The following is a 14370-nucleotide window of genomic DNA, read 5'->3' on the forward strand; positions in this document are numbered from 1 at the left end:
TGGTCCGCTGAGGCGGGGAAGGCGGTCGCTTCGTTGTAGCGGATGCGTTTGGTGAGGCAGTGGTGGAGGCAGCCGATCATGCGGTTGAAAAGGTTGCGCTGGGCCGCGGTGTGGCGGTCTCCGTCGTTGCGTCGCCGGTCATAGTGGGTCTTGGCGCCGGGTGAGGCGGTCAGGGCGGAGAATGCCCATACGTAGCCGACGGAGGCCAGGCGCTGGTTCTTGACCCGGCGAGCCATGACCGTGACGCTCTTGCCGGACGCTCGTGTGACTGGTGCGGCCCCGGCGTATGCCTTCAGGGCTTTGGCGTCGGCGAAGCGGGATCGGTCGTCGCCGATTTCGGCAAGCACTCGGGCGCCGGTCAGTGCGCCGAGCCCTGGAAAGCTGGTAATGATCTCGGCGTCGGGGTGCTTCTCAAAGGTCTCCACCGCAGCTTCGGCGAGCTCGTCCGCGCTGGTGCAGGCGGCCTCCAGCTTGCGCAGTAAGGTCGCCGTCTGGAGTTCCATTGCCTGTTCGACCAACGGGAGTTGGTGCATCTGCGGGGCGTGCAGGGCGGCATGGAGCCGCTCGGTTTCGGCCTCGATGCTGCGTTTGCGCCCGGCCTTCTTGATCAGAGATCGCAGCTGGGCTCGGGTGAGAGCAGCCGCCCGGGCCGGGGTCGGAGCTGTGGCCAAAATGGTGCGGGCGATCGGCGAACACAGTCCATCCCGCAGCGGCTGGGTGGCGGTCAGGGAGGCTGGGAAGTACTCGCGCAGGTGGGAGCGGAGCTTGTTGCCGGCCTGTGTTCGGTCCCAGACGGCGTCCTGCTGGGCCCGGGCCAGCACGGCGATGGCCTGGACGAGCTCGGAGTCTTCCGGCAACGGGCGGTGGGCTGCGGTGTCCGTGCGCAGGATGTTCGCCAGGACCATCGCGTCGAGTTGGTCGGACTTCTTGCGGGTGACCGCGTGCCGTTCGCGATAGCGGGCGGCGGCCATCGGGTTGATCGCGTAGACGGGGCGCTTCGTTGCGCGGAGGCAGGCCACCAAGAGGCCGCGGGAGGTCTCGATCGCCACGGGGATCGGTGTTTTCTCGCTGTCACCGTGTTCGGTGAGCAGGTCGAGCAGCTGTTGCAGGCCCGTGAGGTCGTCGCTGATGCGGGCTTTGGCCAGTAGGGCTCCGTCCTGTTGACGAGGGCGACGTCGTGATGGTCGCTGGCCCAGTCGATGCCACCGAACGCTCTCACGCAGGCCGGTGTCGCGGGCGTTTTCGGATGCGGTCCACGCAGCGGGCCCGGCGGCGGTGACGCAGTTCGAGGTCGGCGAGCTGGCCGCCCTTGGTGTTGGTTGCGAAGCAGGTCAGCCGCAGTCCGTCGAGGTCGGTGAAGCGCAACTGGGCGCCGGGGTGCGGCCGTTCCTTGCGGACGATCAGCCGCATGCCCGTGGGCCAGGTGCTCAGGTCGGGCATGTCGGTGATCTCCGCGACCCAGGCGCTGGCCCGCTCGGTGCCGCCGGCGTCGTAGGCGGGTGTCCATGCCTTCTTCGGGATCTTCAGGTGGACGGCCTGGTGGATGGTGTCGGTGATGGTCGTGCCGACGGAATACGACAGCCACCGTCCCCGCCGGGAGAGCCAGTCGGGGAAGGCGTGGGTGCCGCCGGCGGAGTCGGTGCGGATCAGTGTCTGCCGTCCCCGCCGCAGGTGTCCGGGGAGTTGGGCCAGGGCGAGCCCAGTGGTGGTGATGTGATCGCTCGCGGTGTTGGAGCCTGCGTTGCCGGGCCGCAGCAGCGCGGCCACCGGTTCCCCGGACCCGGCCTGGCCGTGGTCGGCGAACGCGACGAGAGGGTGATGGCCGTAGGTCTTCTTCCAGGTCGCGGTGGCGTCCTGCTTGTCGGAGTGGGCGAGGACGAGCACGCCGTCGATGTCCACGGTCACCTGCCCGTCGGCGGCCGGACCGTCCGCCCCGGCCAACTCCCAGTCGCGCGAACGCACTTCGGCCCGCGCTGACCGGATTGCTGGGAGTGCCTTCGGTCCGGCTGCGGCCAGGGCGTCGATGAGCCGGGAGACCGTGGGGTCGGACGCCACCGGGCCGAACACGTCGGGCTCGGCCCGCAGCATGGCGACATCGGCGAGGCAGTCCCCGCCCAGAGCTGTTGCGAGCGCGACATCCAGCAGGACCTTGCCCGGGTCGTGCATGGCCCGGGGCTTGCGCCACGGCGACAGTGCCGCCGATATCGCCCCGTCCAGGCCCACCTTGCGGACCGTCTCGACCAGCAGCACCGCCCCGGCCTGCGAGACCGTCCCGCGGCCACCGCCCCCGGCGCGGACACGCGGGTACAACCCGATACGCCGAGAGTGCTTCTTTCCGTGCAACCAACAGGATCCTAGACAAGTCCCATCGTTGCAGGTCACGAGCAACTCTCCGTTTATTTGATCAAGGCATGGACACTCATGAAAGCGCGAGGTTAGCCCTTGCCTGCGGTGACCGTGAGGTGGACGTCACGTTGCCGTACTTACTGCAGGTGGAAAGGTGTCCGGCGTAGTGTCCTGCGCAGCAGGAGAGAACGCGTGCCCTTGCCGGGTCAGTGCCGCTGAGCCGTCAGGAGAGTCAGTGCACTTCGATGTTGTTGTTGATGTCGCCGACCGTGAAACCGATCAGGCCGCCGCAGGCGAGAAGGCAGAACCCGTTCGCAGGTGGCGTGGGGGGGACGGGTACGGGCACCGCTGAGACCACGACGGTGGTCGTGTTGCTCGAAGCGAAGCAGTTGTCGTTCCCGTTGTATGCGGCCGTGATGGTGTGAGTGCCGGTGGTGGTGAAGGATGTGGTGTGCTCCGCTTGTCCGTTGGTGCTGACGGGCACGGTGTCCAGGAGGTCGCCCCCGTCGAAGAACGTCACGCCGAGACCTCCAGTGGGATCGTCCGCACAGGTGACGGTCGCGGTCAGTGTCACGGATACCCCGACGTTTGCCGCTGGGGGTGACGCCGTGACCGTCGTCGTCGAGTCGACGGCTGCCGCTGCCGGTGAAGCGAGGCTCACGACGGCGGCCAGCGCCAGGATGGTGCCGGTCTTCCACATTCTTCGGTCTTGCCAACGTCTCACGGTTTCGACTCCTTGATCGGTCAGGGCGGAGATCTGCCACGACTGGACGAGGAGGGTCACGTTACGCCTGGGTTTGCCATATTTCGTTGATGTTTGGGACTAGTCAACCCGCTTGGGCCAGAGGTGCGGGGGAGCGGGGAGCACGGTTCCCAGCGGGACGGCTGTGCGCAACGCTCCCTTCGTATGTCGGCAGGCTCGCCCGGCGTCGAAGCAGTCGTGCGGACCAGGAGCGAGAGCCGGCGGAGGACCTTTGGGGGAGAGGTCACGGCCCGTGTTGCCCGAAGGGTTGCGAGAGCGGATCTAGATCAGGGGAGCGGCGACACGCGTGTAGGTGAGGGAGCTGCTGGTGCCGCCGATCGTGGTCACGTTGACGGAAACGGGGCCGGGAGCCCCCGCTGGGGCGATCGCCGCAACCGTGGTGTCGGACAGCACGTTGAAGGCCGCGGGTGCGGCACCGAAGTGGACGGCGATCGTGGTGGCCAGGCCACTGCCGGTGAGAGTGACGCCGGCTCCGGCGTCGGTGGGCCCCTGTGCGGGGGTGAGGGAGCTGAGGACCGGTGAAGTCACGTAGGTGTAGATGACGGAGTTGCTGATGCCGCCCGGGCCGGTGACGGTCACGGCGACGGAGCCCGCTCCTGCGGGGGCGACGGCGGTGATCTGGGTGGCGGAGTTGACGGTGTAGCTGGTGGCGGGTGTGCTGCCGAAGGTGACAGCCGTCGCCCCGGTGAGGTTGGCCCCGCTGAGGACGACGGTGGTGGCGCCCGAAGACGGTCCCTGGCTCGGCGACACGGTGGTGACGGTGGGCGCGTTGAGGTAGAAGAAGTAGACGGGACCGGTCGTACCGCCGGGCGTGGTGACGGTGACGGGTACGGCACTTGTTCCCGCGGGGGCGACGGCGGTGATCTGGGTGGGGGAGTTGACGGTGTAGCTGGTGGCGGGTGTGCTGCCGAAGGTGACGGCCGTGGCCCCGGTGAGGCCGGTCCCGGTGAGGATCACGGTGGTGCCGCCCGAAGACGGCCCCTGGCTCGGCGACACGGTGGTCAGGGAGGGTTGTGCCGCGTAGGCATAAGAGACCGCGTTGCTGGTTCCGCTGGGGTTTTTGACGGTCACGGCAACGGTGCCGGTTCCGGACGGGGCTACCGCGGTGATCTGCGTCGAGGAGTCGACCGTGTAGCCGAGGGCTGCTTTGGTGCCGAACATGACAGCGGTGATTCCGACGAAACCGCTGCCGTTCAGGACGACGTTGTTGCTGCCTGCCGCAGGGCCCGTACCGGGTACGACCGAGGTGAGAACGGGAACGGCGGCGATGACGGCGGTGGGCCGGACCGCTCCTGCCGCGGGTGCGCTGTCTTTCACGGTGTCTCCGTAGAGTGTCGGGCGGGCCCGGGAGGGCCGAAGAGAGAGCTGACGGGCTGCCCTGCCTCGGCCTCCTGGCGGGCGGGCAGTGGGGCCCCCGGCCCAGGGTGGGGTTTCCGGGCCGGGGGCTTGGGGCGGACGGGCCCTGGTGGGCTATGGCGTCCGCTCCGGACGGGCCGGCCGCTGAGGGGCCGGCCGCTGAGGGGCGGTCAGATGCCGGGGCCGGCGATGTAGGTGAACGCGTCCGCGAGGATCGCGCTGCCTGCGTCGTTGGTCACGACGACATCGACGGGACCACCGGTGCCGGGAGGCGTGACGGCCGACACCGAGGTGTCGGAGATCACGGTGAACGGTGCCGGGTTGCCGTCGAAGGTGACCTGGTTGGTGCTGGTGAAGCCGGTGCCGGTCAGGGTCACCGCGGTGCCGCCGGACTCCGGTCCCTCTGCCGGGACGACCGCCGTCACCGTCGGCGCGGCGACGTAGGTGTATGAGAGCCCGTTGTTGGTGCCGCCGGCCGTGGTGACGCTGACGCCGACCGAGCCGGCCGCACCGGCCGGTGCGACGACCGTGAGCTTGCTGTCGGACACCACCGTCGGCACCGCGGTGTTGGCACCGAAGGAGACGCTGGTGGCACTGGAGAATCCGGTGCCGTTGATGGTGATGACGTCGCCGCCCGCGGTCGACCCGAAGGACGGGCTGAGGGACTGCTTGAACGGCGCCCCGACGTAGTAGAACGGGATCGGGTTGCTCGTCCCTCCCGGGGTGGTCACGGTGACGCCGACCGCTCCGGTGCCGGAGGGGGAGACCGCAGTGACCGTGGTGGGCGAGACGTTGGTGACGGAGGTGGCGAGTCGGGTACCGAAGCGCACAGCTGTGGTGCCGCTGAGGCTGGTGCCGGTGATCGTGACGGTTGTGCCGCCGCCGCTGGATCCTTGGTTCGGGCTGATAGGCATGAGTGTTCCTCCTCGCTCGGAATGCGGTACATTGCCGAGCAGTGATGGGATGTCGGTCCGCTTACGTCCCGGATGAGAGCGAGCCGGCTCTCGTGTCCACTGGCCAAGTGGCGTCTCGATGGCCTTGCGCCGATGCCTGGTCGACGGTCTGCAGCCGTCGGCGCTGTGCGCAGGGCCTGTCGAGAATCACGACCTGTCAGGCGTCAGCTGCCGCCTGATCAAGGGCTTGCCTGCATCTGTTTGCGGACTCGAATGCCGCTGTTACGGACATGAGCATCAACCCAGCAGAGTGACAGGCCGACAAGGCTTTCGTCATAGATTCAGCCGTCCAGGTGAGCGCCACGGTGTGAAAACGGGGCGTACCGGCGGCGTATTGACGAAAATCTGTTCATATGTCAATTCATTGCAACACCCGAGAGTGTTGCGGTGACGAAGCCGGGGCCCAGCGAACGGCCGTGTTCTGACGCGGAAATGATCGCCGCGCGGCACCGCAGTGGCGGCTGGATACGCGCCTGCGAACACGTACCTCTTTCGGGTGACATATGCCCCCCACTCTTGTCACGTCGCGTGGGCAGTGGGCTACTCCGAAGAGGGGAACCACTGCGGTCATCGGTGCAGGGACCGGCCGACGACGCAGCCCGCCGATCGGCCGACAGACTCAGGGAGCACCCCATGGCGGTCATACCGAACCAGGGATCCACGGGTGGGGGCGACGCGGTGACGCTCACCGGCAGCCACTTCACCGGCACCGCCAGCGTGCTCTACGGCACCCGCCGGGCTGCGAGTTTCACGGTGCTCGGCGACTCCACCACCGCCACCGTCACCCCCTCCGGCCACGGCGCCGTTCCGGTCTCGGTCACCACCCCCGGCGGAACCGGCGTCGTCGGCAGTTTCTACTATCTGCCACCACCCTTCTTCCGCCTCGCTCCGCCTCCCGCCGGCCCCTTGGCCGGCGGCAACACGGCGACCCTCACCGGCCTCGGCCTCTACACCACGTACGAGGTCCTCTTCGGTGCGCAGGCCGCCGCCTTCACCGTCGACTCCGACGGTCAACTCACCGTCACCGTCCCCGCGGCTGCCTCCGCGGGTCCGGTGACGATCACCGTACGAACCAGGGGCGGAACCGCCGGCGGGGTGGTCTACACCTATCTCGACTCGCCGTCCATCACTGTCCTCACCCCGGACAAAGGGCCGGTTGACGGGGGCAATCTCGTCGTCATCACCGGAACCGCCTTCTCCTACACCACTGGCGTCACCTTCGGTGGCACGCCCGCCCTCTCCTGGCGGATCGCCTCCGACACGGAGATCCACGCCCTGCTCCCAGCGGGAGACCTCGGCCTGGTCGACGTCTCCGTCATCACTCTCGGCGGCACGGTGACCGCTTCGGACGCGTACACCTATCTGGGACGCTTCGCGGTGCTGGGCGGCGCGTCGGTCACCAACACCGGCTCCTCCGAAGTCACCGGGGACCTCGGGGCGAGCCCGGGAACGTCCGTCACCGGATTCCCGCCCGGTCAGGTTCACGGCACCATACACATCAGCGACTCTGATGCCCTTCAGGCTCACGCCGATCTCATCGCCACCTACAACGCCGTCGTCGCCCAGCTCCCGGACGCCGACATTTCCGGAGACGTCGGCGGCCTGACGCTGACCCCCGGCGTCTACCACGCCCCCACATCCCTCGCTCTCACCGGCACGCTCACCCTGGACGCCCAGGGCGACCGCAACGCGGAATGGCTCTTCCAAATCGGATCCACCTTGACCACGGCAACGGCCAGCCGCGTACTCCTCATCAACGGCGCCACGGCCAGGAACGTGATCTGGCACATCGGAAGCTCAGCCACTCTCGGCACCGACACCGCCTTCACGGGCAGGATCCTGGCCCTGACATCTATCACCGTGAACGCCGGCGTAACCATCCACGGACAGGCCCTGGCCATCAATGGCTCGGTCACTCTCGACACCAACGCCATCACCCGCCCCTGGTAATGACCACGCCTGCCCGGGTGCCCGCCGTAGGCACGTCACCCTCGGGCTGCGCCACTGTCCCGCTGAGGCTGGAGCATGCTGTGCCACGAGACAAGGCACGGCTTCGCGGTCGGCTCAGCAGCCTGGGCAACCACGCGCGACAGCCGCTCCCTACACGGACAGGCGGGTAGGGCCCGCTCCTCTTCTTCACCCGGGAAGTGTCTCTTCCGCTACCACGAACTGGGCCCTCAGCAAGTCCTATCGTTCCAGCTCAAGGGTGCTTTATGCTTTCTCGACCACCTGCTGGACGACACCCCTCGTGAAAGCCTGAGGTTAGCCCGCCGAGGAGTTCTGAGGCACGTGAGGGACAGAGGGGCTCAGCACAGAGTGAAGACTTACGCGTCGTGACGGCAATCATCACGCCGTTGCCGGAAACGCGGAATCCGCGCGCGGTTGGAGCATGGAGGCCGCCTGCGGTTCGGGTTGGCCCTGGAGCGCGAATGGGACGTCGGTGAGGACGTGGTACGCGGTGACGGCGGAGGGGAGTTGCCCTTGTTCTTGTCCGAGGTGATGAGGAGCTTCTGGGAGATTGTGGACGGTTTTAACGAACGTCCGGCAGTTCCGGTGTGGCTGGGCTTTGGCGCGCGCCATGATGATCGGCATGGCGACTGGGGGGCGGGACGCGCGCGGCTACGTCGGGTTGGTCTATTTGGCGTTGACGATCTTCGGCGCTGGCGGGGCCGTGTTTCTTGCGCACTACTTCCACTTGGGTGTGGCCGCGACTGCTGCGGCTGTGCTGCTTGCGGCGCCTGGCCTTTATCTGGCCTGGGCCACGTTCCGCGCGGATCACTCGGAGGCGGGCAGCGGAGAGGATCTCGCGCGCATCGCGGATGACCTCTCCCTCGCAGTGAGGGCGCAGTGGCAGGACGAGGCGCGCCTGCGGCGGCTCAACGATCCCTATGCGCTCGCGGTTTCGTGGCGGTCTGCCCCCGATGATCTGGTTGAGGCTTGGCCGCTGCTCACGTCCATCGCGCGGGCGTGGCCTGAGGGACCGGCTGGCGACTCGGTTGGGTGGACGCACGGGGCGGACGGTCTGAGTGGTGACTGGTCCCAGATCCTTGAGGTCTTCACCGCACGCGTGCCGACCCGGCGATTGGTGGTGCTCGGCGAGCCGGGCGCCGGCAAGACCATGCTGCTGGTCAAGTTGGCCGAGGGGCTGATCGACTGGCGCGCCGGTGAGGCCGGTCGGCCGGTGCCGGTCATCTTTTCCCTGGGTTCGTGGAATCCGTTCGGACAGGGGCTGTACGAGTGGATGGCCTCCTGCCTGGTCCGTGACTATCCGGGGCTGGAGCAGCCGGTGTCCGCGCCAGGGGGCCGCGGCTCGGTGACTCGCGGTCGTGCGCTATTGGATCAGCGCATGATCCTGCCGGTCCTCGACGGGCTTGACGAGCTGCCCGCCCTATCGCGGTCGGCCGCGCTCGATGCCATCAACCGTTCGCTTACGCCCGGGCAGGGCGTGGTCGTCTCGAGCCGCACGTGCGAGTACCGGGAAGCCGCAGCTTCCGACGGGCGTATTTCGATCAAGCTTGCCGGGGCGGCGGGTATCGAACTGCAGCCGCTGGATGCTGCTGTTATCGCCTCCTACCTCGTGCGGGATGCCGGCGATGATGCCTCCGCGCTCCGCCGTTGGGAGCCGGTTATCCAACAGCTGGGTGCTGATTCGCCGGTGGGGCTGACCCTGCGCACGCCGCTCATGCTGTTTCTGGCCCGGACCATCTACAACCCTCGCCCGGGCACCGATCGCGACGTGGTGGTGCCCGTTCCCGCCGTTCTCTGCGATCCTGCCCTCTTTCCCGACCGGGCGGCGCTCGAGTGCCATTTGTTCGACGCCTTCGTTCCAGCCGCCTATCGGCCGCTTGTCCCAGGCGCGGCCCCGCCATTCCCGGTCGACCAGGCCAAGCGGGCGTTGACGTTCTTCGCCCGCCATCTAGATCACGATCTACGCGGGACACCCGACCTGGCCTGGTGGCGATTACCGCTTACCCTGCCACGAAGTCCGACTGCCCTGTTCGTGTGGACCATCGCTGCCATGACCGTCTTGATCCCGGTCAGCGTGGTTGGCGCGTGCGCCGGCGGCGTCACGTACGGACTGGTCAGCAGGATGACTGGCGGCTCATGGGCAGACCTGGCCGTGGGCGTTGTCGCCATGGGGTCCGCAGGGTTCGTCCTGGCCGTGGTGTTCGCGATCGGCTCCGCCGGCGTGATCGCCACCCGGGTCCCCCTGTCGGGCAGCTCCCGAATCTGGTCTCGGGAATCGGCCCCGCTGAACGCGGTGGGATGGTCGATCGCCAGCAGGGGGGTTCTTCTCGCTGCCGCGGTTGGGTTAGCCGTTGGCACTGCGGTTGCCGCCGTTGTCGGCGTCTCCGTCGGGATTGGTGTTGGTTTTCCGATCGCGATAGGGGGAGTAATTCTCGGGGGTGTGCGACCGGCTGCGGCCGACGTGACGAAAGCCGGGGATCCAGCCAGCCTCTTGGCCCGCGATCGACGATCCTTCCTGCGGGGCATCTTCACAGCCGTCACAGCGGGCATGATCACAGCAGGTGCCGTCTCCGCAGCTTGGAACCCACTCTCACAAGACTTCACCGGGGCAGTGGTCAGAGGGGCGATCAGCGGGGCGACAGTCGGGCTCGTGGTGGCCATAATGTACGTCGCTGCAGACATGCCGTATCGATCTGCATGGCTGCCTTTCACGGTGACGCGCTGGTATCTGACGCTCAGATGCGGATTGCCCCGTGACCTGATGGGCTTTCTCTCCGACGCCCACGAGCGGGGGGTACTGCGCCAAGTCGCTGGCCTGTACCAGTTCCGCCACGTCGACCTCCAGCGGCGCTTGGCCGGTGAACCGGCCCACGATGCCCGCCAGATCCCCCCGGACACGGACAACGAGGGCCCCCAACCAGGGGTGTGACCGAGATAGGTCAAAGGGGCAATGCGTTGATCTTGAAGCACTGAGAGGCAGCACCGTCACCCATTCGGCTGTGCACGCCCGCACCCTGCGGGCCAACGGGCTGCCCCATGCCGCAGATCCCCCTGGTTCGAGCGCGAGTGGGAACAGACGTCGGCCTGATCCACGGCCGACGACCAGCTCTGAGGCGAACCCGCGCGCAGATGCCCAGAAGCCGGAGGCGGAGACCCGTACCCGTCTCGCCCCGTCTTGCGCCGATGAGCCGATCACTGCCGAAACTCGCCGGGCCTTGCGGAAAATTACTGAGCCGCAGGTCAGCGGCTCGTCTCCCTCGCCCCCTGGAACGCCTCTCCTCCGTTTCGGGAACGCGTCAGGCGTGGGTCCCGCGGCGCGTACGTCATCGGCACCGCCAGCGCCACCGTCACGTCTTCCTGCCGGGGAGCTGGGCTGCGACAGGGCGCCGCGCAGTCGGCGGTTCTCCACTGCCAGTCGGTTGACGGCGCGGACAAGGTGATCGACGTCGGTCCGCGGTTGCGCCAGTTCCGTGGCGACCTTGGCGCGGAGCCCCCTCAGTTTGACGAGCTGCCGGCGCAGGCGGACCTCGGAGTCCGGCATCTGCCCACCAGCCCTGACCTGCGCGTAAAACTCGCTTTTGAGGTCCCGGTGACGCTGGGTGAGTGCGTTGCCGGGTACGCCCGCTTCCTGGGCCAGGGTGACGATCGTCAGCGCGCCGTTGGAATGCTGCGCGGTTCCCTGCAGGATGCGGGCCTTGGCCGCGCGGATACGGTCGCGTTCGTCGGGCGCGGGGCTCATGCGGTGCCGTCCTGGAGAGTGGGCTGCAACAGCCCGTGCACGATCGAGAATGCGGCCACCAGCGCGGTGATCACGTCCGCTCTTCCGGAGCGGTCGTCTCCGAGCCGCCTTGGTCCAGGCGGAATGGTGGGTACTTGTCCGTCATCAGGGCGGCGTAGGCGGTGACGCGCAGGACCCACCGGTTGAGGCCGATGATCAGGTCGAACAGATCCTTCGGATACTTCTCGGTGAAGGCCAGGATCACGGCCGCGATGACCGTCAGCAGGGCGATCAGACCACCGGACCACCAACCGAGATGGGCGCCGCCGAGGAAGAAGCCGATGACCATGTAGTGCGGGATGGCCAGGAGCCACCACTTCACCAGCACCAGGCCGCGGGAGAGCCGCTCCGGATAGGCGATGTCCAGCCGTGCCGGGTAGTCCGGTTCCTCGCCCAGGCTGAACGGCGGATACCGGTCGGTGCCCAGGGCGTCGTACGAGTAATACGAGACCCGCCAACTCCAGCGCAACACTCCTAGGCTGAAGTCGAACAGGGCACGGGGATAGCGCTCGGTGAACAGGATGGCGAAGAACGCGATCACGGTCACCACGGTGAAAGCGATCCAGAGGAAGAACAGCACCACGTAGTGCGGAATGGCGAGAAGCCACTTCACGAGCCATAGCCATCGGGACAGTGGCGAGTCGATACGCGCGTTCACCTGGACCGGGCGGTCGTGGAATACCACTGGCGTCGTCATGGTGATCAGCTCCCTCCCTCCGGCGTATGCGTCGCCGGGCGGGCTCATGACCAGCCTGGCTGCTTCCGCCCTGGCTCGCGAGGGCAGACGGGTCCGTTCCGGTGGCCTATCGGCTGGTCCCCGGTGCACAAGCGGTATCCGGGGCCGCCATAACCGAGCGCGATAAAGCTGCCGGACGCACGGTGCGGTGGGTCGCTCGGCCCGAAGGGCCCCACCAGCCCTGGAAGACCTGTGGATCAAGAACGTGACGATCACCACCGGCCTGGTCGACACGCACTCCACTCCCATGCATGCTGGCCGCCGGCCGTCTGTCTGCGGCGTCCATGGTCACCCATTCCCGCTGGACCATATGGAGGAGGCATACGATGTCTTCTCCCGGGTCGGTGACACCGGTGCGTTCAAGGTCGTTCTCGGCGGGGAGCAGCACGATGCCCTGACGGCCCGGGCGTCATAACGGAGAAAGCGAAGGTCCACAGCCGTGCGCTGCGGCGGCACCGCATCCTGCTGCTGACGACGGACTTGCGGAGGCCGATCTGGCGAGGCGGCACAGAGTGAGCATGACGACGCGGTCCGGCGGCGCTGGGCCGCCGGACAGGTGCTCGCCGCGGGTGTTTCCGGCTGCTCCGACGAATGAACCGGAAACGGACAGGAGAAACCGTGTCACCTCACCGGACCGACACCGCTCCGTCGTCAGCCGCCGGTGACACCGGCCTCAGCCATGAGGAGGCGGCGCGTCTGACTCGATACGGTCCCAACGCAGTGATCGCCGAACGCGCCGTCCCCTGTACGCACGTGGTGGCCCGCATGGTTGCCACTCCCTCGCTGCCCCCTCTCCACCGTCGCCCTGAAGGGGATGGGAGGCAACCGGGCCGTCGCGCTCTCCAGTGTGCTCAGTCGGGCTCCATGTAGGGGCGGCGGAAGACCGGGGCCTGGTCGGCGCCGTACGGTCGTACGGCTGCCAGCGCCTGGACGACCGCGGCCTCCAGGGGGCTGCTTGTGACGGCCTCTGGCCACGACGGCTCCGCAGTTGCCATGGCGGTGGCCACGTCGAGGTCGGCGTCGGGAGCGCGGGTGCTCAGCCGGGCCGCCGATACGTCGCCCGGCACCCGGCAGTACACAGCCACGAGGTCGGCGCTGGTGCGCTCGGCCGCATGCTGGGCGGCTTCGCGCTGTGCCGGATGGGACCAGGTGGCGTCCAGGACGACGGACTCACCGGCAGACAGCAGGGTGGACGCACGATCGAGGAGGGCCGCGAAGGCGGCGTCGTCGAGGCCGTCGACGTGGCGCAGGCGGTCGTCGAACTCCAGGCAGTCCAGGACGCGGGGGCCGTCGTCGAGACAGAAGATGTCGTCGGCGAGCAGGTCGCCGTGGCCGTCCACGACCCGGCCCTGCCCGATGCGGGCGTCGAAGAGACGCTTGCGGCCGGAGAGATAGCGGCGCACCAATCGCTCGACCTCCCCGACCTCCCCGACGCCGTCGAGCGGCAGACCGTCGTCGGCCATCGCGCGGACCTGTGCGAAGCTCGCTGCCCAGCGCGACAACAACGCGTCGCTGGTGCCCTGTTCGTCCACCTCCCGGCTGCGGGGCGCGTCCGCGTGACGCGTGGCGAGCTGCCGGGCGACGGCGCGCAGGACATCGTCGACGGGGGCCCCGCCCCGAACCAGCCGTGACAGGCGGCGCGCCGACGGCATGCGACGCATCACCACGAGGGGCTTGGGCACGCCCGTGTCAGGGCTTCGGAGTTCCCCCACGCCCAGATAGACATCGGGGGCGAAACGACGGTTGAGCGCGACTTCCCGCTCACACGCGGCCCGTCGAGCCGCGACGGTGGTGTAGTCCAGGAACTCCAGATCGACCGGTTTCTTCACCTTGTAGGCGCGGTCGCCGACGAACAACACGACCGCGGTGTGGGTCTCGCATACCTCCGCGCGGGGAAGCGACGGAGCGTCGGGGCCGGTGCGGAGAACGGACGCGTCGGCCCGATGCACCGTCTTCGCCGGCTCCCCGCCGTGGTTCGGTTCAGTCATGGGGGACGACGGCGACGGGGCAGCGCGCGGGATGCGGGTGACGACCGGGATCAGCTGGGGTGCGTCTCCCCACTGCCCCGGCGTAATCAAGATACTCAGCGGACGGCAGCCGCCGTCACATGTCAGATGAATCTTGGTGGAGAAACCGCCGTGTGAGCGGCCCACCGCCTCATCGGACCGATGCTGGAGGGGTCGACTGCTGTGCCCTGGTATCCGTGCTGGCCGGTGATGGGCCTCGGCCGCGTGCTGGTGGGCACGGCACACGGTGGAGTCGACGCTCACCACACTCCAGTCGATCCGGCCCTCCACGTCGGCATCCGCCTGGACAGCTCGCAGGATCCTGTATGTTCCGGCTCTCCTCGGTCACCAAGCCCGTGACCGCTGCCGCGGTGCTGGCGCTCGTCGACGACGGTGTGCTCACCCTGGACGCGCCGATCGCGCGCTGGCTGCCAGAACTGGCGTCCCTGAAGGTTGTCCGCACT

At 68.1% G+C, this 14370-nt stretch carries 8 protein-coding genes and 4 pseudogenes; 4 read left to right on the forward strand and 8 right to left on the reverse strand.

All coding sequences use genetic code 11. From position 1 onward, the window contains the following. The 5 genes and pseudogenes from ADL01_RS10905 to ADL01_RS10925 all read right to left on the reverse strand — a co-directional run. Nucleotides 1-1219 (reverse strand): annotated as a pseudogene (locus ADL01_RS10905) (IS110 family transposase); the annotation flags it as partial. Between the two features lies 1 nt (nucleotide 1220). Further along, nucleotides 1221-2343, reverse strand: a pseudogene (locus tag ADL01_RS10910) (IS1380 family transposase); the annotation flags it as partial. A gap of 235 nt (nucleotides 2344-2578) precedes the next feature. After that, nucleotides 2579-3070 (reverse strand): Ig-like domain-containing protein, encoded by a 492-nt coding sequence (locus ADL01_RS41670; RefSeq protein ID WP_234354585.1) that lies wholly within the window; start codon nucleotides 3068-3070, stop codon nucleotides 2579-2581. 300 nt (nucleotides 3071-3370) lie between these two features. Further along, nucleotides 3371-4426, reverse strand: a complete 1056-nt coding sequence (locus ADL01_RS10920; protein ID WP_063783498.1) for an IPT/TIG domain-containing protein — start codon at nucleotides 4424-4426, stop codon at nucleotides 3371-3373. Between the two features lie 209 nt (nucleotides 4427-4635). Beyond that, nucleotides 4636-5379: an IPT/TIG domain-containing protein gene (locus ADL01_RS10925; protein ID WP_053741736.1), complete on the reverse strand. Its 744-nt coding sequence runs from the start codon at nucleotides 5377-5379 to the stop codon at nucleotides 4636-4638. 672 nt (nucleotides 5380-6051) lie between these two features. Between ADL01_RS10925 and ADL01_RS45995 the strand changes: the two genes are divergently transcribed. Continuing rightward, entirely contained in the window at nucleotides 6052-7368 is a 1317-nt protein-coding gene (locus ADL01_RS45995; protein WP_063783499.1) for an ice-binding family protein, read from the forward strand. 628 nt (nucleotides 7369-7996) lie between these two features. Then, nucleotides 7997-10315, forward strand: coding sequence for an NACHT domain-containing protein (locus tag ADL01_RS10935; RefSeq protein WP_159049497.1), 2319 nt, complete (start codon nucleotides 7997-7999; stop codon nucleotides 10313-10315). Between the two features lie 880 nt (nucleotides 10316-11195). Here ADL01_RS10935 and ADL01_RS10940 read toward each other — a convergent pair. After that, nucleotides 11196-11861, reverse strand: a complete 666-nt coding sequence (locus ADL01_RS10940) for a DUF4389 domain-containing protein (RefSeq protein ID WP_053741738.1) — start codon at nucleotides 11859-11861, stop codon at nucleotides 11196-11198. Between the two features lie 187 nt (nucleotides 11862-12048). Between ADL01_RS10940 and ADL01_RS46000 the strand changes: the two are divergent. Then, nucleotides 12049-12315: pseudogene (locus ADL01_RS46000) on the forward strand (alcohol dehydrogenase); the annotation flags it as partial. Between the two features lie 436 nt (nucleotides 12316-12751). Here the strand turns inward: ADL01_RS46000 and ADL01_RS10945 are convergent. Together ADL01_RS10945 and ADL01_RS47720 are read right to left on the reverse strand one after the other, a co-directional pair. Then, nucleotides 12752-13888 (reverse strand): bifunctional aminoglycoside phosphotransferase/ATP-binding protein, encoded by a 1137-nt coding sequence (locus ADL01_RS10945; protein WP_078960445.1) that lies wholly within the window; start codon nucleotides 13886-13888, stop codon nucleotides 12752-12754. Next, a pseudogene (locus ADL01_RS47720) lies at nucleotides 13871-14239 on the reverse strand (IS5/IS1182 family transposase); the annotation flags it as partial. The gene ADL01_RS10945 and the pseudogene ADL01_RS47720, both read right to left, overlap by 18 nt. Here ADL01_RS47720 and ADL01_RS41690 point away from each other — a divergent pair. After that, nucleotides 14233-14370, forward strand: a 138-nt coding sequence (locus tag ADL01_RS41690) for a serine hydrolase (RefSeq protein WP_420719702.1), incomplete at its 3' end; no start/stop codon positions are given. The pseudogene ADL01_RS47720 and the gene ADL01_RS41690 sit on opposite strands and share 7 nt — an antisense overlap.

Source organism: Streptomyces sp. NRRL WC-3618 (assembly GCF_001280005.1).
In the GTDB taxonomy this organism is placed as follows: domain Bacteria; phylum Actinomycetota; class Actinomycetes; order Streptomycetales; family Streptomycetaceae; genus Streptomyces.